This window comes from Liquorilactobacillus ghanensis DSM 18630, assembly GCF_001435235.1.
Classification (GTDB): Bacteria; Bacillota; Bacilli; order Lactobacillales; family Lactobacillaceae; genus Liquorilactobacillus; species Liquorilactobacillus ghanensis.
This window is the reverse complement of record NZ_AZGB01000003.1, coordinates 125459-147235: the sequence shown is the minus strand read 5'-3', so window position 1 is coordinate 147235 and position 21777 is coordinate 125459. Positions and strand designations below refer to the sequence as shown.

22 protein-coding genes and 1 pseudogene are annotated in these 21777 nt (G+C 32.8%); 4 read left to right on the top strand and 19 right to left on the bottom strand.

The annotated features are described in order from the left end of the window. The coding region (locus tag FC89_RS01615; protein ID WP_157060628.1) for an HTH domain-containing protein at positions 1 to 476 on the bottom strand (476 nt) is incomplete at its 3' end. An 874-nt stretch (positions 477 to 1350) separates the two neighbouring features. Between FC89_RS01615 and FC89_RS01610 the strand changes: the two genes are divergently transcribed. The 3 genes from FC89_RS01610 (at position 1351) to FC89_RS01600 (ending at position 2391) form a co-directional block, all read left to right on the top strand. Then, entirely contained in the window at positions 1351 to 1629 is a 279-nt protein-coding gene (locus FC89_RS01610) for a type II toxin-antitoxin system RelB/DinJ family antitoxin (protein WP_057870798.1), read from the top strand. A gap of 3 nt (positions 1630 to 1632) precedes the next feature. Next, the gene (locus FC89_RS01605) at positions 1633 to 1887 is read left to right on the top strand and encodes a Txe/YoeB family addiction module toxin (RefSeq protein WP_057870797.1); all 255 of its coding nucleotides are present in this window, start codon (positions 1633 to 1635) and stop codon (positions 1885 to 1887) included. Between the two features lie 267 nt (positions 1888 to 2154). Beyond that, on the top strand, positions 2155 to 2391 hold the full coding sequence (locus FC89_RS01600; protein ID WP_057870796.1) for a hypothetical protein: 237 nt from the start codon (positions 2155 to 2157) through the stop codon (positions 2389 to 2391). 180 nt (positions 2392 to 2571) lie between these two features. Here the strand turns inward: FC89_RS01600 and rfbD are convergent, their stop codons facing one another. The 17 genes and pseudogenes from rfbD to FC89_RS01515 all read right to left on the bottom strand — a co-directional run bounded on the left by rfbD (position 2572) and on the right by FC89_RS01515 (position 19535). Beyond that, positions 2572 to 3414 (bottom strand): dTDP-4-dehydrorhamnose reductase, encoded by an 843-nt coding sequence (gene rfbD / locus FC89_RS01595; RefSeq protein ID WP_057870795.1) that lies wholly within the window; start codon positions 3412 to 3414, stop codon positions 2572 to 2574. Positions 3415 to 3488: 74 nt separating this feature from the next. Continuing rightward, entirely contained in the window at positions 3489 to 4472 is a 984-nt protein-coding gene (gene rfbB, locus FC89_RS01590; protein WP_057870794.1) for a dTDP-glucose 4,6-dehydratase, read from the bottom strand. Next, complete coding sequence (rfbC, locus tag FC89_RS01585; RefSeq protein ID WP_057870793.1) at positions 4472 to 5041, bottom strand: dTDP-4-dehydrorhamnose 3,5-epimerase; 570 nt, start codon at positions 5039 to 5041, stop codon at positions 4472 to 4474. Before rfbC ends, rfbB begins: the two co-directional genes overlap by 1 nt. A 15-nt stretch (positions 5042 to 5056) precedes the next feature. Then, the gene (gene rfbA / locus FC89_RS01580) at positions 5057 to 5926 is read right to left on the bottom strand and encodes a glucose-1-phosphate thymidylyltransferase RfbA (RefSeq protein WP_057870792.1); all 870 of its coding nucleotides are present in this window, start codon (positions 5924 to 5926) and stop codon (positions 5057 to 5059) included. 500 nt (positions 5927 to 6426) lie between these two features. Then, positions 6427 to 6606, bottom strand: coding sequence for a hypothetical protein (locus tag FC89_RS01575; RefSeq protein ID WP_057870791.1), 180 nt, complete (start codon positions 6604 to 6606; stop codon positions 6427 to 6429). Between the two features lie 204 nt (positions 6607 to 6810). After that, the gene (locus tag FC89_RS01570) at positions 6811 to 8220 is read right to left on the bottom strand and encodes an oligosaccharide flippase family protein (protein WP_057870790.1); all 1410 of its coding nucleotides are present in this window, start codon (positions 8218 to 8220) and stop codon (positions 6811 to 6813) included. A gap of 16 nt (positions 8221 to 8236) precedes the next feature. Further along, entirely contained in the window at positions 8237 to 9286 is a 1050-nt protein-coding gene (locus FC89_RS01565) for a polysaccharide pyruvyl transferase family protein (RefSeq protein ID WP_057870789.1), read from the bottom strand. 68 nt (positions 9287 to 9354) lie between these two features. Beyond that, positions 9355 to 10362 carry a beta-1,6-N-acetylglucosaminyltransferase gene (locus FC89_RS01560; RefSeq protein ID WP_057870788.1) on the bottom strand — a complete coding sequence of 336 codons (1008 nt, stop codon included), beginning with the start codon at positions 10360 to 10362 and terminating at the stop codon, positions 9355 to 9357. A gap of 438 nt (positions 10363 to 10800) precedes the next feature. Then, complete coding sequence (locus tag FC89_RS01555) at positions 10801 to 11853, bottom strand: EpsG family protein (RefSeq protein WP_057870787.1); 1053 nt, start codon at positions 11851 to 11853, stop codon at positions 10801 to 10803. Positions 11854 to 11895: 42 nt separating this feature from the next. After that, positions 11896 to 12711 carry a glycosyltransferase gene (locus FC89_RS01550; RefSeq protein ID WP_057870786.1) on the bottom strand — a complete coding sequence of 272 codons (816 nt, stop codon included), beginning with the start codon at positions 12709 to 12711 and terminating at the stop codon, positions 11896 to 11898. Beyond that, positions 12712 to 13632 carry a beta-1,6-N-acetylglucosaminyltransferase gene (locus FC89_RS01545; protein WP_057870785.1) on the bottom strand — a complete coding sequence of 307 codons (921 nt, stop codon included), beginning with the start codon at positions 13630 to 13632 and terminating at the stop codon, positions 12712 to 12714. It abuts the gene before it with no gap. A 61-nt stretch (positions 13633 to 13693) separates the two neighbouring features. Continuing rightward, a complete protein-coding gene (locus tag FC89_RS01540; RefSeq protein WP_057870784.1) occupies positions 13694 to 14851 on the bottom strand; it encodes a glycosyltransferase family 4 protein in 1158 nt (385 codons plus the stop codon). Beyond that, complete coding sequence (cps2T, locus tag FC89_RS01535; RefSeq protein WP_057870783.1) at positions 14851 to 16017, bottom strand: beta 1-4 rhamnosyltransferase Cps2T; 1167 nt, start codon at positions 16015 to 16017, stop codon at positions 14851 to 14853. The genes FC89_RS01540 and cps2T overlap by 1 nt, the downstream gene beginning before the upstream one ends. 23 nt (positions 16018 to 16040) lie before the next feature. Further along, a pseudogene (locus FC89_RS01530) lies at positions 16041 to 17101 on the bottom strand (nucleotide sugar dehydrogenase); the annotation flags it as partial. A 10-nt stretch (positions 17102 to 17111) separates the two neighbouring features. Further along, a complete protein-coding gene (locus tag FC89_RS01525; RefSeq protein WP_057870782.1) occupies positions 17112 to 17777 on the bottom strand; it encodes a sugar transferase in 666 nt (221 codons plus the stop codon). A 363-nt stretch (positions 17778 to 18140) separates the two neighbouring features. Then, entirely contained in the window at positions 18141 to 18740 is a 600-nt protein-coding gene (locus FC89_RS01520) for a hypothetical protein (protein WP_057870781.1), read from the bottom strand. A gap of 36 nt (positions 18741 to 18776) precedes the next feature. Continuing rightward, positions 18777 to 19535: a hypothetical protein gene (locus tag FC89_RS01515; protein WP_057870780.1), complete on the bottom strand. Its 759-nt coding sequence runs from the start codon at positions 19533 to 19535 to the stop codon at positions 18777 to 18779. A gap of 222 nt (positions 19536 to 19757) precedes the next feature. On the opposite strand from FC89_RS01515, the gene FC89_RS01510 reads away from it, so the two are divergent. Then, positions 19758 to 20327: a sigma-70 family RNA polymerase sigma factor gene (locus tag FC89_RS01510; protein ID WP_057870779.1), complete on the top strand. Its 570-nt coding sequence runs from the start codon at positions 19758 to 19760 to the stop codon at positions 20325 to 20327. A 70-nt stretch (positions 20328 to 20397) separates the two neighbouring features. Here the strand turns inward: FC89_RS01510 and FC89_RS01505 are convergent, their stop codons facing one another. Continuing rightward, on the bottom strand, positions 20398 to 21252 hold the full coding sequence (locus tag FC89_RS01505) for a DNA/RNA non-specific endonuclease (RefSeq protein WP_057870778.1): 855 nt from the start codon (positions 21250 to 21252) through the stop codon (positions 20398 to 20400). Between the last annotated feature and the right edge of the window lie 525 nt (positions 21253 to 21777).

Sequence of the window (21777 nt, the reverse complement as noted above, 5' to 3'; positions counted from 1 at the left end):
TTTAATTTTATGGAGAAAGGGCAATCCCTTTTTACACAAACTTCTTGACACTCCCTGCCTGTTTGATCAAAACTCAAAACTAAATGATATTTTTTTATCTTTTTTTTGATGTAATCAATGTCTTTAGCAATTGAACTTTTTGAAACCATATAATGATTAGAAAGAAAACTGTAACTAAAATGTTGATCATTAATCACTAATTCGTATAAGATATCCAGTCTACGATCATTTACTGAAAAATCAGTCTTATTTTTCTGATAGTTTCTAAAAAATAAACTCTTAATATCAATTGGTGAGGTTAATTTGATTTTTGAATTTTCAATAATCAGTTTTTGGGTACCATAAATAGAATTTATTTGAACAATATCATTCCGAATTGTCTTTTCACTGACATTGAAAGCCTTAGCAATTTCTGATAAATATAAATTCCATTTATTCTGAATTTTAAGGATCAGTTTTTTTTGGCGTGAATTCATATTTTTAACCTCCTTTGACTTTCATCGTAATCGTAATATCCATTCTTTAAAAGACCATTTTTTTTCACTCAAATACAGCAAAAAAGTAAACACTTTCAGAAGCAAAAACAACTCTGGCTTTATTATTAAATTCAAATTTAATTTCACTCAAATCCTTGTTTTTCAAAAAATCCAAATATACAAACCAATATTTTGGTTCACTTCATTTAGAAAAGTTCTGATAAAATTGATAATTTTAAGCAAAGTACTTTTATTGCAAAATAAAGAAGCCCTCCATAGAGGACTTCCAATTTTTATAACTTCAAATTGCGAGTAAATTAGACCACAATTAAAGATAAGTAAAACTAATCTTTAATTTACTTCCTGGTAAAAAAAGATAAACCCTATGAGTTTCAAGACATTGCCTTTAAATTCATTTAACTTAGCGACTAAATGATGTTATTTTTGTCCTAAGCTAGTATCAGTTATGAATAACAGAAGAATAAAGTTACCAACAAAAGTCAAATAATCTCAATAATGAGATTACTGCTGGTAATTTTAAAATTAGCATTACACAGACCACCAATTTAATAGAAAAATGAAGAATTAAGCCAGTTTAGTAAAAACGTTTTCACTAAATATATTTTTTATGAACATATATTACTAATATGATCAGTAATCCTAAAATAATAATAAAATTCTCGCTTTTTGATTTCATTTATGTTTTTAATGTGAGCGAATTAATTCGTCCCTTGAAGAACTTTAAACCATTAGCTTAATCGTTTAGCTTTGATCTTAATATTATCTTTACTTTACATTCATAATATGTAAAATAGCCATCTAATAAATATACAACGTACTTATTTCGTGTTATTATAACTATGAGGTGAGAATTATGTTAGATACGGGTGAAAAAAAAGTTTCAATCTCCGTCAAAACTAGTCCAGCAGATAAAAAACGAGCTGCTGAAATCTTTGATAGCTTAGGTCTTAACCTTTCAACTGCCATTAATATTTTTATTAAAAAGAGTATTGCTGAAGGCGGTTTGCCATTCGAGGTTAAAGATCCATTTTATAGTGAAGCCAATCAGGCAGAACTTAACCGCCGTTTCAAAAAAGTAACTAACAATCAGAATGTCCATCCCCATCAGCTTTTGGACAATGAGGAACAATAAAGTATGTCAATTGAATTCCTAGATGAAGCTTGGAATGAATATATTGCTTGGCAAAGTGAAGATCGAAAAACCTTAAAGCGAATTAATAATCTTATTAAATCAATTCAACGAGATGGTTTAGAATTGGGCTTGGGAAAACCAGAGCGTTTGAGATATCAAGATGGTTGGTCAAGAAGAATTAATAGCAAAAATCGCTTAGTTTACACAATTAGCAATGATCATTTAGTTATTGTCGCCTGCAAAAATCATTACAAATGAAGTGCATTTTAAAAAGTGCACTTTATTTGTGTTAACCAAAATCACTCGGATCTAACGTTATTAATATTTTAATTTCATCCTGTCCATAACAAGTTTGTTTTCGAATCTTTTTTTCAAATACCGATAGCTGTGACAGCTTTCCAACTTTATATTTAAAGTGATTAGGTCATTTGATTTACGACAACCAGTCAGTTATTATAAAATTATAAAAGGAATATTGTTCAACTATTATGGTCAGAATGAATTTATCCAAAGGAGAAAATTAAGATGTCAAAAATAAAGCACTTTTCTTCTTCGTTGATCGTGGCAATTATTTTTTCAATTTTAAGTTTGTATGTTTATCTAGCTGGTGGAAACACTGCCAATGCTTGGTTTGAATTAACTAATAATCCTAATGAAACAAGTATTAACGTTGGTTCTTCGTTTTTGCTACTTTTTCTAATTGTTAGTCTGGTAGCTTGGATCAATACTGGAGTTACCTATCTGAAACACAAAAAGAGCTGAACTTAGAAACAAGCTATTGTTTACCAAAAGCAAACACCCCTAATACATAAGTTATTAGCGGGTGTTTTAATATTTTGTTCCTAACATCAATGCTCGGAATATATATTCAGCAATTTTTTGCAACCGCTATCATCAACCACAAAAAAACAATCCACGGCTTCAACCATGGATTGCGCAATGCTACTTATCTTCAATCTGGCTCATAAATTCATGCAGGGCATCTTTCCACATTGGAAACTTGAATCCCGTCTCCTTAGCCAGGTGCATGACAGAATAATGCGGACGAAAGGCAGCAGTCGGGTACTCATCAGAAGACACCGGCAAAACTTTTACCGGCTGATCTTTCAAAATCTCGCAGGCAAATTCATACCAGGAACATGTACCATCACTACTGCACTGGTAAACTCCGTAAGCAACTTGATTGTCTACCAGATAGGTTATAAATTCGGCTAAAGTCCGGGTCCAAGTCGGGCGGCCAACCTGATCTGAAACTACCGTCAACTTATCATGCGTCTTGGCCAGATTCAACATGGTATAAACAAAGTTATGTCCCCACTGACCATAGACCCAAGCTGTCCGAACAATATAATACTTGTCGCAATACTGCTGGACTGCCTGTTCTCCTAATAACTTAGTCCGACCATATTCGTTGCGCGGACCTTTGGGATCATTCGGCAGATATTCGCCGCTGGTTCGCGTGCCGTCGAAAACATAATCAGTACTGATATAGACTAATAATGCATTGTACTTGGCACAAGCTTGAGCAATAATCTTAGTGCCGACTGCATTGACCAACTCATCAGTCTTTTTTCCTTCGCCTTCTGCCTTATCAACAGCAGTATAGGCAGCACAGTGATAGACGACCTCGGGACGATTAGCTGCAAAATATTGTTCCACCTGCTCAGCATTGGTAATATCCAACTGTTTGACATCAGCAGCTTGATACGCGATCTGCCGTTCATCCAATAAATGCTGCATTTCCTGCCCCAACTGACCATTGCCGCCGGTAATTAAAATTTTCACGTTGCTTCCTCCATTTTCTTTCATTGATAAAAGGCAACCAGTCGCTTGCTGCAGACCGCTTGCCTTCAAATTTATTATTTCAAAGCAGCGCGTTCCTTTAATGGACGCCACCATGCCTCGTTATTCCGATACCAATCGACCGTTTCTTTAATACCGCGGTCAAAGGTATACTCCGGCTTCCAGCCTAATTCAGTCTCGATCTTAGTCGGATCAATCGCATAACGCCGATCATGACCCAAACGATCTTTGACATATTCAATTTCATTTTCACTCAAACCTAATTGCTTAATAATCAAATGCACGATTTCATTGTTGGTATGCTCATTATGACCGCCAACATTGTAAACTTCTCCCGGACGACCCTTGTGCAATACTAGATCAATCGCTTTGCAGTGATCAGAAACATGCAGCCAGTCGCGGATATTCTTGCCATCGCCATAAATCGGCAGCTTTTTGCCGTCCATACCGTTAGAAGTCATCAAAGGAATCAACTTTTCTGGAAATTGATAAGGGCCATAGTTGTTGGAGCAGCGGGTAATATTAACATTCAAGCCGTAAGTCTCAAAGTAAGCACGAACTAATAAATCGGCAGATGCCTTGCTGGCTGAATATGGTGAGTTAGGTGCCAATGAGGTCGTTTCCTTGAAGTAGCCCTCCTGACCCAAAGTACCATAAACTTCATCAGTCGATACTTGTAAATATTTGCCAACGTTTAACTTCTTAGCTGTATCCAACAATGCTAAAGTGCCTTGAACATTCGTCTCAACAAAGACTTCTGGATGCAGAATCGACCGGTCAACATGACTTTCAGCCGCAAAGTTAACAATCGCATCAATCTGATACTGCTTGATCAAATAAGCGACTAATTCACGATTGACAATATTGCCCTTAACAAAAATATGCCGTGAGTCGTCTTTCAGATCATCTAAATTATGAATATTGCCAGCATAAGTTAATAAGTCCAAATCAACAATCTGCAAATCAGCATACTTATCCAGCATGTAATGGATAAAGTTGCTGCCGATAAAGCCGGCACCGCCAGTGACTAATAAATTCATTACATTTCCTCCCCGTAAACAAAGTTCAAATCAGCATCTTTTAAATTAGGATGGTGTTTGTCTTTTTCTGATAAGATCAAATGATCTAATGGCATTGGCCACTTGATACCGACATCTGGATCGTCAAAGGCAATGCCACCGTCAGCTTTAGGTGCATAGTAGCCGTCTACCTTGTAAGCCACATTGACATTCGGTGTCAAAGTAACAAAACCATGCGCAAAGCCTTTGGGAACTAATAACTGACGATGATTGTATTCACTCAAAATATAGCCTTCCCACTTGCCGTAAGTTGGTGAGCCCTTGCGAATATCAACCAAAACATCATAAATTACTCCGGTAACTGCCCGCAGCAGCTTAGTTTGCGCATGCGGTGCCAATTGATAGTGCATACCCCGCAAAACACCCGGTTCAACCGAAAGTGATTGATTGTCCTGAATAAAATCAATATCAAGTCCAGCTTCATGGAATTTGTTCTTAGTAAATGTTTCAGTAAAAAAGCCACGATGATCACCAAAAACATCCGTTTCGACGATCTTGACGTCCTGTAAATTAGTTGAAATAACTTTCAATTATGCCACCCCTTATTAATTTTGCTGTGCTAAACGAATTAAGTACTGACCGTAGTCGTTTTTCTTCATTGGCTGTGCCAACTCCAATAACCGTTCTCTATTAATATACCCCATTCGATAAGCAATTTCTTCCAAACAAGCAACTTTTAAGTTCTGCCGCTTCTGAATAGTTGCGATAAAACTGGAAGCTTCCAACATCGAATCATGTGTCCCAGTATCCAACCAAGCATAGCCGCGACCCATTAACTTGACATTGAGCTGACCATTAGCCAAATAAATCTTGTTGAGATCAGTAATCTCTAATTCACCGCGAGCTGACGGCTGCAAGTTGGCTGCATAGTCGACCACGCGATTGTCATAGAAATATAACCCGGTTACCGCATAATTACTCTTAGGCTGAGCCGGTTTTTCTTCTAATGAAACGGCCTGCATCTTGGAATCAAATTCAACTACCCCGAAGCGTTCCGGATCATTAACATGATAACCGAAAACTGTCGCCCCAGTTGTCAGCTTAGCAGCATCCTGCAGCATGTCAGCCATGCCGCTGCCGTAATAAATATTGTCGCCCAGAATCAGACAAACTGAATCATTGCCGATAAATTCACGTCCAACAATAAAAGCTTCTGCCAAACCATTCGGCTTTGCTTGGACGGCATAGCTCAAGTTGATACCAAAATCAGAACCATCGCCTAACAACTTTTCAAACATCGGCGTGTACTCCGGTGTTGAAATAACTAAAATATCATGAATTCCCGCTAACATTAAAGTTGATAACGGATAGTAAATCATCGGTTTATCATAAACCGGAATTAATTGCTTGGAAATACCGCGGGTAATTGGATAAAGACGCGTCCCACTGCCACCGGCTAAAATAATACCCTTCATTTTTTTGGCTCCTCTAATCGTTTAAATTGTAATTCCCTTTAATTTTACTATCTATTTGATAAATATGCACTCTTCAAATTAAAATTTGAGGCATAATTTTGAAATCATAGTACAGTTTGAAATATGAGCTGATTCAAAAATCACAGCAGCTAAATCATCTATGCCACAACAACTAATTGAACATTATTTAAACATCACCTTGATCAGTATGCAAAATCAGTTGTTCATTGGTTGTCATTACCAACTACCTAGTCCAAGGTACGCAGCACCAAATCTGTATTCATCGTCCTGCTAAATGAATATCTAATAATCAGTTTAGAATGCAAGTCAATAATCGTTGACAAATCCTGACTAAGGAGATTAGATTGCTCCTGCGTTGTCTCAAATTATACTAATTCTAATATACAAGTAGTAGTTCTTTTTTCTCGTTAACTTTCTAGTTATGTTCCTTTCTCAATTTTTTTCTTGGATCATTACCCAAAATTACATTTGAATTGTCATTAAAATAATAAATCAATAACTCCTCTAATTTTGCCACTGTAAGATCCTTTGAAAACACCATCGGTCACATCGATTAATTTACGCAATTGCAATGGATATCTTTGACCATTCTTTTGATCAACTCGATCATAGATAATCGTGTAATCGATAAATTGTATCCGATCTTTGCTGTATTTCAATCACTTTGCTTCCTTGATTCAAGTAATAAATTTTTCCAACGGAAACAAATACAAAAGCACTAGTTTCAATGTACTTTTTTGCGCAAATAATGTTTTCGATTAATTAAAATATCAGAATAAAAATTAAATTAATAAACGATTAAAAACTTTTACACCTAATTTTCATATTTTTTATAACTACCACTCTCCAACATAAACATACTCTTATATTTTCTTACGTCTAATTATTTTTTTGACATAATTTAATATTTCAAATAAGAGCTTTTTATTTATTGCCAGTTGCACAATTATTAAAATTAAACAAAATATCATGTAAAAATAAATATTTTTTTCAAAAAATAACAATAAAACAGCTACTGCAAATATAATGTGATTTGCTAAAAGATTGAATATATTAGCATTCAATTTATCAGCACTATGCATATCTCTATACCTTAAAACTGAAACTACTAAAAAAGAAATAACATTTGCAAGCGCTGCTCCATTTATTCCAAAAATTTTTACAAATATTAGACTTGCAATTATGTTCACTATTGCACCCACTAAAGTTGTTAAAAAAATAGGCACTGTCTTTTTAGACGCCGTATACATTGTTCCGATGAATGCTGAAAAACTAGAATAAATTACAGCTAACAACACTAGAGGTGTAACTTCCCAGGCAGAATAATAACTACCATTAATAAATAACCTAAAGATCGGTTTTAAAAGGGCTAGTATTCCAATTGAGCATAAAAACATAAAGCTTACAAAATAGTTAAAAACATTACTAATGAACTTTTTACTATTATCTTCATAAAATTCATCAACAACTGACATCTGCCATGATTGAAAAAAAATGTTTGATAGCATATTTAAAATATTCGGTATCTTATTAGCCATAGCATATAAACCATTAGCACTAGCTCCTATGAAAAAAAGAATAAAGAATCTATCAGATGAAGAATTTAACCACCACGCTAATGCATTAGGAATTAGCGGAATACTATAGATAATCATTTCCTTTAAAGTGAGCAATGAGAACTTTGAAAAGGAAAATAAATTCTTAAAATTTAACACTACCAATAAATATATACTAGAGATAGTTAACCCTAAAATCATTGATAACAAGTATCCAGTAACTCCCATTTTCCAAACTAATAACATTAATACATTTAAAACGCCTATCGAAAATGTATTCAAAATTCCCGAAACAGCAAATTGTTTTACATAATTTGCTGCCCTGGCATAATTTGAAATTAAAGATGATACCATTGAAACTATTAATAAAATCAATGCAAGTAGATATTTTTTTAGTGGAAAAAACAAATTTATACCCAAAAAGAAAAGAAATAAAAAAATGGAAATTCCAAAAAGAAATATTATTCCCGAGTTAAAAACTTTTTTTTTGTCAGCACTTCTATCAAGAGCATAACGAAAAACAGCGTCATATATATCTAAACAGACCAAAGGAGATAATAAAGAAACTAACGTTGTCAAAACATCTACTTCACCAAATTGATTTGTCGTTAAAGTATAAGAGTAGAGAGGAACCAAAATAAATTGTAAAGCCTTACTTCCAAAGTTCCCAATTGCAAATATCAGTGAATTATTAACTAATTTTTTATACTTATCCATTACTACTCCAAAATAATTATTTATTTATTTCATCTTTGATCTTTTCGTATTCATCAAAATTAAAAGATTCTCTAAAGTTGTCAAGCTGTTCTATATTTGACAATTCTCGATATGCACTCAAAACAGAATTAATATCATCATCTTTTAAAAGCTTTATATAATTTAAACTCTTAATCCATTCATAAGATCCAATAATCTTAGTATCCAGTGATTTCATAACTATACAAGGAGTTTGTGTAATTGCAGCAAAAATCATTCCATGTAGCCTATCAGTTATAAAAAGTCTTGCCCTAGAAACTTCCCTCAAGAAAGAACGTATTTCCAACTCTCTAGTCAAATCTGGTATTTCCCGATTCACTGTTGTGTCAAACAAGAACAATTTTTCTTTAAAAACTTTTTCTAAGTCATGTAGAAGAATAGCGCGTCCCGAAATGCCCAAATCAGTTTCCCTATCTGCACGTAAACACACAGTTATCTTTTCATCGCCTTTCGAAATTCCAGAATTAAAATATTTTCCCAACAAAAAAACTATATCAGGAACAAGAACTACTTTACAATTGAAATTTTTTTTAATAAATTCATATGAATACTTTTCGCGAGCAAAGAAAACCAATTTCTTATTACTGTTGTAAATTTTTTTGGATTTTTTTAACTCCTTTAAACCTTTTTTATCTGTTGAAAAGAAAACAGATTGAGGCATTGAAATTATTCTGCATTTTTTTAAATTTTTTATAACAATCCTTCTTGCTTTTTCTTCCTTCCAATATAAAGATCCAACATTTCCTCCTCCAGGCAAAAAAATTAAATCCTTTTCAGTACAATTTTTCTTTAAAAAATCTATCATTCTATAAATATCATTGAGATGGATATTCACTATATTATATTGAGGAAAGTTTTCCTTTATATAATATAAAGTACTTAGTACAATTGCTTGATCACCCATATTGCCATATTCAGGAATATTTAAATAAAATATATTTTTCCCCCTTTTTAAAGGAAAATCATTTTTTTTTAAACTATACATTATTCTATCAAAGTCATCTTTAATAATCTCTTTTAGTTTCAATAGTAATTCGGCCCCTTTCTAAAATAAGCAAAGCACAAAACAACTAATATTAATTATAATAAATAATTTTATCGCTTTCTACATACATTCATTTCTAACTCGGAGATAAGTTTATTTGAATAATTATCATCTATTTTTCTGCAAAAAGGATATCCGCTTTTAATAATCTCATCAAAATACTTCTCATTTAAAAATCTTATAGAACCTCTCCCAACATTTTTTCTAGATTTATCTTTCTTACTAGTAATTCGTATCTTTTCTAACAATTTTGGAATTCTAATTTCCTCACCACAGTTAAGAAAACTAGAGTCTAAAAATGTGTAATTAAATAAATTCCATTTTGGACTATATTCAACTGGTCCACCTATTAAGTTGTTCATACCAAACTTTGAATTAAAGATTATAGTGTGAAAAAACATTTCATCAGGTGCCAAAGAATGTTTGAAATAATTAATCAATTGTTTGTTACTTACCTTTGAGAGAACATACTTAGCGCAATCATTTGTAATTGCAAACCATTGTGATCCAAAATAAACTTTCAGTCTTTTTTTGCCAACTGAAATAAATGAGTTTTTCCTTTTTCTTCTGTATACTTCTGACATAAACAAATTATATATTCTTGAGAGAGTTTTAATATGATTCATATGATCAAAAAAATAATATTTTGTAATTTTAGAACTGCAATGGACACACCCATTATTCGTCATGCAATATGCATTAACTAGTTCTTTATTACGATGTGAAGAAAAAAAACGATTTATCTTTTTTCCATTCCATACTGGATAATCACTTCCAGAAAGGAAAACATAATGTGTATAGTCAGCATTTTTATTATACGCCGCTTTTAATAATGCAATCATCGCTTTAACCATATTAAAACCACCCCAAGAAATGTTAAAACGTTCCTTAATGATTTCAACATTTGTAAATTCATTTATTTTTTTTAATGTGTTGAGATCACTCTTTTTGTCTACATGCACAAATACATCTCCACCTGAAGTTTTCAGAACTTTTAATAAATCTATTAATGAATTACTTGATTTATACATAATTAATAAAAACGCCTGTCTGTACATGTAAAATTCCTCCCAAATACAATATAAAGCCCTTGACAATGCATTAATGCCTACTTATATTATTTCTCCAAAAAATTCAATTTTTATAGTTCAAATAATACTTAACATAACAAATAGGCACTAACTTCATTAACGTATCATTTAAGTTTTTATTAAAAACAATCTAATTATCATTGATTTATATAATTTCAAACCACCATCATGAAATTTTTGCATTTTTTCTGATTAGATTAAATGAAATTCAAGTCGATTTTACCTCATTTCAAAAAGTATTAAATAATCAACTAGAGAATGAATTCATTTATAATTATGAAACCGAAAAACTTAATCAAAAATCATTACTTTTTTGATGAATGATTTTTTTAATTTCATATTTTTTCATCAATATTTGTTCCAATCGTATAATAAATATTAAAATAAAAGATAACCGGATTAGTTTCATTTCCAAAAAAAAGAATATAATAATGATGGGCTTGTAGAAAAGCTTAAGAAAGCCAAAGATAACACAATTGAATATATAATTTTGAAAAGTATAGATTTATTATTATTATTCAATTCATGAGGAACATTAGACATTAATTCCATCGAAAAAATTAAAAACCAAAATGAAACTCGATACATACCTGTTACATTTAGACTAAGAAATTGAAGAATCACATATGACATCCAACAAAAAATCAAGAACAATGTATGTTTATCTTTCTTATCAGTTGCTAAAATAATTATAATAAATTCAAACACCCACAACAGAACAATTCCATGAATGGTCACTTCAAATAAGTGATTTTCTGTATAACCAGTATATTGTGGCAAGATGATAGCAACCACACGAATAATAAAAGAAAAAAATAAAGGAAAAGCCATCAACAAATAGTCCATCTTAAGAGAAGTCTTCCTCATAAAAGCATACATAATCATAATGAAAAAGAAAATTGCACTTGACTCGTGAATAAAATATGCCAACAAAATTATTAATGATCCCTTGACATATTTTTCATTTTTAAAGAAATTATAAGCATTAATGCAAATTGACATTGCCAAAAATTGTCTTACTAGATTAAAAGAATTCATATACAAACCACTACAAGCAAAGATTAGTGTTGCTATAAAAACATCTTTACAATGTAGATCAATAAAATGAGCAAAGTTTAAACATATTATTAAGGAAGAAAATATAAGTATGGTTTGATTAGAATTAAAAAAACAACTCAAAACCTTATTGATTAAAACATATCCATTTTCAACTAAACCATAATGCCCATATATAGTCATCCTAGGGAATGAATGAATGATATAGGAAAAGCTAAGAAATTTTGAAACATCATACGTATTTAAATAAAACTGAGTATCAGTTCCAACTGTTCCTGCTCTCAATGCTTGAACAATAAACAAAAGAAAAAAAGAAACAAAAAGAAATATTTTTTTACTTAGAAATTTTATTTCATATAGAAATCCACTAAAAAGGATAGAAGCAAGCTCGAAAATATACATTATAAAATCACCCCTTTTTTGTATAAAATACTTCTTACAAGATTAGTTATTAAAACTCTTCATCATACCTTTATGTATACCTTCCAAACATATCTTCATTCTATAGAATGAATTTTTTAATAATATTTGAAATAAAAATTTGGCACCCAACCTAAAAATTAATCTCAACTTTTCCAAGGAAATTACATTTTCATAAAGTATAATATATGTAGCATTCCTGTAAATATAAAACAATCTAAAATCTGGATCAATAGTATGTCCAAACTTTCTATTCACTCCGTTAGTCTCATGATTGAAGTGTATATTAGCTTTGTATAAATTTCTACCCATACTCAATGCTCGCCAGCACCACTCGTAATCTATAAAGTCTATAAAAAATTCACTCTTAAACTGACCAATTTCACAAAAGGCTTTTTTGGAAATCAACATACCAGAACTTATAAGTTTAGACACTTTAAAATATTCTTTTTCATCTGTATCTACATCTTGAATTGGACCTACAGCAACTATATCATGATCTTCTAACTCAATTTTTTTAAACGTATCTAAAAGTTTGTTTAGATTTTTACTTTCCATATTACTGTCCTGATCAAAAAAAATATAATAATCAAAATTTCTAAATACTTCTATTGCTTTGTTTTGAGCATAGCCTATGCCGTAATTCTTTTTTAGTTTAATTAGATGGACATTATCATTTAAATTAACTTTATTAATACTTTTTTCAATAATACCAATATTAGAGGAGCCATTGTCCACAATTACAATATTATATTCCGACCCTATAAACACATTTAAATTATTAACAAAATCATTAATCTTAGGGTTATAAGTCACAATAATAATAATAAGTTTTTCCATTTAATTTTTCCAACTGCTTTCTCGTTTTGATAAGAAACAAATAATATTTTTATCGACTTTAGTATCAAATTTTCTAGCAAACATAAATCCTCTTTTCGAAGCATCAATAAGTTTTTCTTTATCATCAATTCTCCAAATATAGGGTCTTCCTCTATTCCAATCTATATACCTTAAATTTGAGTATTCTAAGGTATTATTAAAATAAAATAGTTTTTTCCGAAAATAATCATTATTGTACAAAATTGTTTGAATAAACAGTTCATCAGACAACACTGCGTTTTTAAAGATTTTATAAACAAATTCTTCCTTGCTTATCAAGTACTCTAAAAATTCAGTATCAACGCTTACCCACTGACTACCATACTTTAAATCCAACTTGTACTTACTAAAAAGATCAATTTTCAGAATTCTCTGTAAATCGGATTCAAATTTTCTATAAATTTTCCAAAAATTAATGCTTACCCATTTTTTGGAACTTTTAAAAGACATTTCAGGCATAAAATGATAAAAAGATACTCTTTCAGTCGCTCTCGCATGTTGAAAGTTTTGTACCGTTTCAAATGCTACAAACTCTTGATTTAAATGGGATTCAAAGAAATTATATATTTCATCAACAGATCTTAATGGAATATCTTTTCCAGAAATAAGATGAAAATAACTATACGTTCCATTTTTTAACGCATACTTAAACAGTCCATATTCACATTTAATCATACTAAGTCCTCCCCAAAAAACATCCATTCTGGGTACAAAAAAGACTTTGCTTTGCTTAGTGATACCATTAAATAGTTTTGTATTAATTTTTGATTTTTTATCAATATGTACATAAATGTCTACGAACTTACTATCCAATAACATTATTAAAGTTTTTAATTGTTCAGCATTCGAATCAGCCATAATTAAAAAAGCTTGCTTATTCATTAATTTACTTCCTTATAGATTATTACAATTGTTTAAATAAAAAACATATTGTAGTTAATTATTAAATACGGTCATATATTGATTCAAAATTCATTATAAGTGATTCAACAGAAAAGTATTTTAACTGTCTTTTTTTTGAATTAATTCCTAATTTTGCAATTTTTTGTGGCGAGGATATTATACTACTTATTTTAAGTCTTAAATCTACTGTATCTCTTGGTTCCGCCAAAAGTCCATTATAATTATCACTTACCATCTCTGTAACACCTCCGTGGGCATATCCAACAACGGGTTTCCCACAAGCCATTGCTTCTAAAACTACAGTAGGTAATGGATCTGGATTAATGCTTGGTAACACTAATAAATTTAAGAAATTTTGAATCGCTGCAACATCTTCTCGAAATGGCAAATAAATAATACGAGAATTATTCTGCTCCTTTTTAATTCTCTTTTTTAAAGCAGACACTCTCCACTCTTGTCCTGAAAAGGCACTACCAATAATAAAGAGATATAGGGTAGGATGTATATCTAACAAAGGAATAGCAGCATCTAGAAAATCATCTTGTCCTTTCCATGCATTAATCCGCCCTATTACACCAACCCTGATTGAATTTCTCGGAATATTTAGCTCTTTAAAAAGATAACGATTTTCAACATTTGAACTAAATTTATTGGAATCAACACCATTATAAATAATTTCAATTTTACCAGATTCTATATTATTAGATTTAAGTAAATGGATTTTTACAGCCTTTGAAACAACTACACATTTATCAGCGTACTTCCCAATTAACCAACTAATAGTTTTAAAAACAAATTTAGGATTAATTATAATTTCATGAACATGCCAAAGTAATTTGGTATTTAATTTTTTCTTTAAATATATTCCCTCAAGAACAGCTGTCGTATTAACATGAATAATATCTATTTTTAATTTTCTTTTATTCAAAAAATCGATTATCCTTCTAGAATATTTAAAATAATCAACACTATAATTAATAATGCCTTTTAAATTAAAATATTTCCGACGTAATATCGGATAATTTATAACATACGTATTTATTCCCTTTTTCTGCAACTTTTCCTTTAAAATACCTTCATTTGGTAAAATAACAATCGGATTAAACTTTGTTTTATCTAATCCCGTGACAAGTTCTAAAAGAATCTTATCAGCACCATACATTTCTGCTCCGGCATGTAAATATAATATATTTTTCATCATTTCTTACCCATAATAGTAAATTCATAATCGTTTATAATTTTTTTCCAAGAATAATAATCTATAACTTGATGTTCAGAACTCTGATCATATTCCGAAATTTCCTTTTCTGTAAATTTAACTGTGATTTCCAGAATATTTTTCAAACTTCCTTTAACTTTATCCCAATATAAAGAAGTATCCCTTGCAACTTCTTGATTGAATCCCACATTATACAATAAATTTACTTTAGTGCTTGCCAAAGCTTCCAGAAGTGATGGGTTCGTTCCACCAACTGAATGACCATGAATATATGCTAAAGCATGCTCTCTAATAAACTTTAATAATTGTTGATCATAAACGGTTCCAACGAATTTTATTCGCGAATCTTTATCAAAATGAGTCTTTTCTTTTAATTCGTCATAAAATTTATTTTTTTCAACATTTGTGATGATAACTAAATCATTTTTAACATTGCTACTCATAAATTCTCTAATCATTGTTTCAAAATTATTTTCTGGAACAAATCGACCAACTATTAGAAAATAATCGTCTAAAATAATACCAAACTTCTTGTACCAATTCTGCACATTCTTATTTTCTTTTGATAAACTGGATTTTGTAATATCAGCACCATATGCAATAAATGTAGTCTGTGGATTATATTTGCTATATTCATCATGAATATATTTTTCAATTGTTCTACTATCACATATCAAGAAATCAGCATTTTTTACCATTAAACGCTCTGAATACTTCCAATACTGTCGAACGGGTTTAGACCACTTTGCCCTTTTCCATTCATGACCGTCTGGATTAACCCAAACTTTAAATCCATACTTATGAAATTTGTCAATATAGTTATGTAAAAATGGACCTATTCTACATGCCAAAATATAGACAATTCCATTTTGCAATTTATTTTCTTTAATTTCTTTCAAAGACCAATTTAAAGCCTTTAAATCATAAATAATTGCTTTTGCCCCGCCAACATTAGGAACACTAATTTCCTGACAATCAGCTCCATTATAATCATACTGTCTAACTTTTTTATTAAATGTCATGCATGCAACATGATATTTAATATCTCTATTGACTTGACGAGAAACTAAATTATCAACAAATGTTTCAAAACCACCATATTTTGCCGGTATCCCTTTTGATCCAACTATGAATACATCTTTCACACAAAAACTCTCCAATCAAATTACTAATTATTTCTAAAAACATCTCGCATATAAACTTTATTGCGTACCTCTTCCAAAACTGAATTATTTCTATTTACTAAAATAATATTACTTTCTTTTTTAAATCGGCAGATATCATTAACAACTTCACTGCCAAAAAAGACTGTCCATTTTTCAAAGTTGGTTCATAAATAATTACCTGTACACCTTCCCCTTAACATTCAAATGATTCATTACGCCTTGAATACTGCTTTGTCGAAAATTATCACTATTTGATTTCATTGTTAAATAATAGACACCAACAGTGATTTTTTTCCTCTACTGGATTGAATTGATTATTCTCTCCATAACTATAATAACCAGCTTTTTGTAAAACCCAATCAGCAATAAAATCTTTTCGGGTATCATTTGATTTTACAATTGCTTCAATCAAATTCTGTGGGACATCTTGATAGTTAGCTAACAATTGCTTTGTATCCTTTGGTAAACAGTATCCTCCATAACCAAAAGACGGATTATTGTCCTGTTTGCCAATTCTTGTATCCAAACAAACACCGTCAATAATTTGTTTAGTGTTTAATCCCTTGCTTTTAGCATAATATCCAACTCATTAAAGTAGCTGACACGCAATGCTAAGTAAGTATTAGTGAATAATTTAACTGCTTCTACTTCGGTAAATCCCATTATCAAAGTATCAATTGCATCTTCTTGCAACAAACCAGCAAAAGTTTCAGCTGCTTGTACCAAAGCCGAATCATTTTTATCAGTACCGACTACGATTCTTGACAGATAAAGATTATCATACAGTGCATGTCCTTCTCTTAAGAATTCTGAACTGAATAAAATCTTATCAGAATTCATTTTTTCACGAATCATTCTTGGTATAACCAACTGAAATTATTGACTTGATGATCATGTAAACTTACGAATTATACTGGTTAACCAATTTAATTACAGCTTCAACAGCTGATGTATCAAAATAATTTTTTTCGCTATCGTAGTTTGTCGGAGATGCAATCACTACATAATCTGCATCTTCATAAGTCAACCTTGCATCCAAACTTGCTTTCAAGTTTAAATTCTTACAACCTCTTCTAATATGCCCCATTTGGGAACACCATAATTTTAATTGTTTTTAACATAATACCTAAATCATATAGAAAGCCACTCTTGCGGATATACTTTAAATCAAGTTCCACCATTTCGTGGAAACCGACATCATTTCTACCACTGACTTGCCATAATCCCGTACAGCCAGGGATTACGTATAACCGCTGTTTATCATACTCGGTATACTCCTTTAATTCACGCGGCAGCGGTGGTCGCGGCCCAACTAGACTCATGTCACCAGCCAGCACGTTGAATAGTTGTGGTAATTCATCAATACTGTAGCGGCGGATAAAACGTCCAATTCTGGTTACTCGGGGATCTTGCTTGATTTTAAACATTGCTCCTTCAACTTCATTATATTTTTGTAGTTCTTTAAGCTTTTCTTCTGCATCAACACACATTGAACGAAACTTAAACATCATGAATCGTTTTCCACGATGTCCGACTCGTTCTTGTCGATAGAAAACTGGACCTTTGTCATCAATTTTGATGGCAATTGCGACCCCAATCAGCAACGGCGATAAAAGAATCAGTCCGCCTACACTTAAAATTACATCTTCCAAACGTTTAAGTGCATGATAGATATAACGATGATCAATTGCCGCTTGATCTAGAAAAGCCCGTCTTTCACGAATTCCGTACCTTAACATCCTCTATCCCCCTGCTATTTCTCACAGAAATTTTCTACAGAAATCAGTCATGGATTTATTATACACTGTATTTATCTGATTTTAAATATTATAATTCACTTTTAATTTACACAGTAATTTTTAAATACATTAAGAAAGTGTAAAATTAATAATAATTTGTTTACGTTCCTATCCATTTTCGATGAAAATTGCTAGAAATCGCTATAAATGTCGACGAGAATATTTTGATATATTAACTTACCTTCTTTTTGGGTAACAAAAAACACCGCCAAATCTTTTTGGCGGTGCTTTCTAGAAAAACTGTTTATGCTTTATTCATAATTCTTTTGTTGTTTTTATAAATCATTACTGTTGTTGCTTAAATTATTCATCAGTATTTAACCACTCCGTATATCGTGCCAGCAGCTCATTGTTATCAAATTGGCTGCTCAACTGATCCACGTGTTCCAGCAATCTCCCAGAACGATACGCTTTAAAACCGACGATCACTAGATCTTTTTGCCGTCTGAGATTGCGTTTGATTTTACGCTTATAGCGCATCAGTGAATAAACACGCTCTTTTTCAACCAGACCATCAGCTGCTTCTTCGTCTTCAGTAACATCCCAAACACTTCTGACCGGCAAGTGATCCAGTTTCAAGTTAAATTCCAATTGACCGATATACTCATGAACTTCATGACAGCTGGCAATTAATTTGTCAGCTTCGTCGTCTGATGGCTCTTGGAACTCCAACATGGCATATTCCTTGCCGTCCGCCATGAAGCTTAAGGCAGCCGACTGCCGGTAAAGCTGTGCATACATAATGTCTCGCCAAAGTGGATTCTCGTAAGTCATTACCAAGTCAGTTGTCAGTTGTTCTTTATTATCCTGCAACTCCATCCGTGGTAAATCGATCCGGTTCTTTTGATGTAATTCGTTAACAGTTTTCTCGTCTAAAAATTTTATTTTAGTTTCTTCGGGCATGATTGGTGTCCTCCTTGGTTTTATATGGTCAACTGCTTAAAACAAATCATACTTGCTGGTAACTTCTTTGTAACGGCGGATAAGCTGTTCGTTAGACATTTTTTCATCCCAACATTCTTTGGAAAAGCTATCCAGTAATTCGAGATGATAAAGTTCCAAGAATTTTTGCGGATGATAGCAATTAAATTCGTGAACTGATTCCAGACATCTGCGAAACAAAAAACTATCTTCCTCGATCCGGAACTCTGCTGCCAAGCAGTGTGCCAGCTGGTACTGCAACAGCATCATCTTTTGGGCGATCTGGTACTGCTTTTTGAAAACACTCTGATTAGCCTTGATCTCGATCAATGGTAAATCCAGTTTGTTTTCTTTAAAATTCAAACGCAATGTTTGCCGATCAGCCGGAAAATAAACTTGGCTTGCTAAATTATGCATTGCCACCCAACTAGTTGAATGTTGGGTAGCCCCACTGAGCGGAACAAACATTGCATTGCCATGAACAATTGCTAATGATTGAACCCGATCCTTTTGCAGAATCAGTTTTTGCATTGCCCGCAGCAATAATAATCCGATTGTTTGCTGCTTGAACCATTCATTCAGCAAACGTTTTGTTTCCTTGGGACTGCTGATTACACCATGGTGGCGGTCTACTAATAACGACTTGCATTTACTTGATTTTAGTCCCCGGCAATCAAGCAGCAGCAGCGTATCATTGCGATTGATCCCAGCTTTAGGATCAAAGTTAGCTCTTTCAAACAGCCACTGGGTTAAATCTTTTGAGGTGATTTCTTTCATCTCTAAACCCCTTTAATGTTTTTTTGGAACATTGACCAGCTTTCTAAGAATTATTATTAATAATTCCCTATATATTAGAATAAATTAAATCTAATTTTTTTGCAACGGCTTTTTTAGTTATAGCAAATTTAATTAATATTTCTATGTTGGCGGTTCCATAATTATTGGTTAACTTAGAGTTGTTCTTGGCCAAGAAACACCTAAATTAAAGGAGTAAATTCTATGTCAGCAGACAAACGACACCACCAGCCAGCACCAAATTATCAATCAGCCAAATTCTCTGCCGCCGATTACAGATTATTACGCGGTGTGATCAAATCGCTGGGTATTTCACCGGCTCGTTCCGACTATGAAGACTTATTGCAAGAAGGAGCTTTGATCTTACTGGAAGCCCGCCAAAGCGCTAAAAAGCTGCCGTATTTATCGTACAAGAAACGACAAAACTACTATTTCAGCCGGATCAGGTGGCGGTTGCTGGATATTTTACGTTCCCAGCAAACCAAAAAAATTACGGCTTTGAGTTTGGAACAAGATGACCCGAACCAAGATAACCAGCCGCTTGAAGCACCCGATCCGCAGGCAGCAGCCTTTGCTGATAATCTGCTGGTCGGTGAGTATGCTAAGCAGCTTTGGCAAATGTGCACGGCCAAAGAACAGCTCTACCTTGCCTACCGGCTGCAAAGCAAAAATATAACTGAGATTGCCCGCCTTTGCGGTGTTACCCGGCCAACAGTCTATCGTTGGAAGGAGGGTGTCGTAGCTAAGCTTAAGCAACTCAGTGAACAGCTTTAATTAAAACCAGTTAAGAACACAATAAGTGACGCAGACTAACTTGTCCGCGCCACTTATTGTATGTTATGACTCATCTTGTCGGCTCTGGTACCTGCAGCTGACGGTTGATCGTTGAACGACCGGTAGCATAATCAAATTCAACGCCCGGCTGTACGTTATAAATATAAACATTAAAGTTCAATGATCCGTCAAGTGAGATCGCCTGTAGGCGTACTCCGCGCGCCATCAATTCATTACTGCGAAAAATTGCCTGGGCAGCATAAATAACCTTTTGACCGGAACGCAGTGCTTCCCGAACCTTTGCTTCATAGATCGTCTGCAGCTTTTGATTGGCAAAGGCTGTCTGCGTGAATAAATTCTTGGGATTATTCTGATCTCCGCTGGGAAGAGTTGGATCATAGCTGCCATTTTGGGCAATTCCCTTAGACAACGAGTAGGCAATCAAATGCCCGCGATTAACAATCGGCTCCCGGTTTAAAAACTTCTGATGCCACCCCGTTGGCTGCACATATTGTCGAACCCGTAAACTGTCATTAGCCAGATTACGTGGTTCCAGATAAGCAACATTCGCGCCGGAAGTCCGGTTAAGGCTGTCAAGATTATGATACTCGACTTGATTCGTCTGCCAATCAGACGACTTTAACGTGCTCTTACCGCCATTTACTTCCACAACAGCTGATTTACCCGAAACATAGGTCAACTGTGCCAGATTGCTTTGCTGCAGCTTCTCAGCCGGCTGTTGGGACGACTGCTGTTGTTTTGGCGATTGTTGCAGTAATTGATTGACTGTTTGCAGCGGTTGAGCAGCAAACGATTTAAGCAACGAATCCGTACCGCCTACCAGCCAAATAACCGCTAAAATCAGTAAAGCTGCCAAACTAGCGGTTATTTGCGGCGTTTTTCGTTGTTTTTTTCTTTTACTCATCTTGTCTTCCTTCACTTAGATATTTCGTTTATTAAGTACTCATGATCAACAAAATGTAAAACTTAGTTTACCAAAAATTCATTAAATATTAATAATCGGTTGCTAAAATGTTACTTAAATTCAACTTATTGAGGTGATTTTATGCAACGATTCAGCGGCTTCTGGTTAACCCTATCCAGTTTGATCTGGATTGGTTTGCTATCGGCTTTTCATACTGATTTTATTAAGCCAATCACTGATATTTCAACGATTTCCAGTATTATTTTGTTAACTCTGACACAAATCATAACGGGTCTTTTTCTGCTAACAAGTCACCAATTTAATTCTTATTTTTTTCGCAGCCTTTGCCTTTTTCTTCTCTGCATCAGCCTAATCTCCATTCCTTTTGGTATCCTTAATGCTAGTCCAGCTTTATTAGTTTACGCTGCTAGTGGTCTGCTGATTAGTTTTTTCCAACTACTAAAACTACGAATCTAATTAACAAAAAACCAATTTCCTATTTTTTTACCCAAATAATTTATTCTA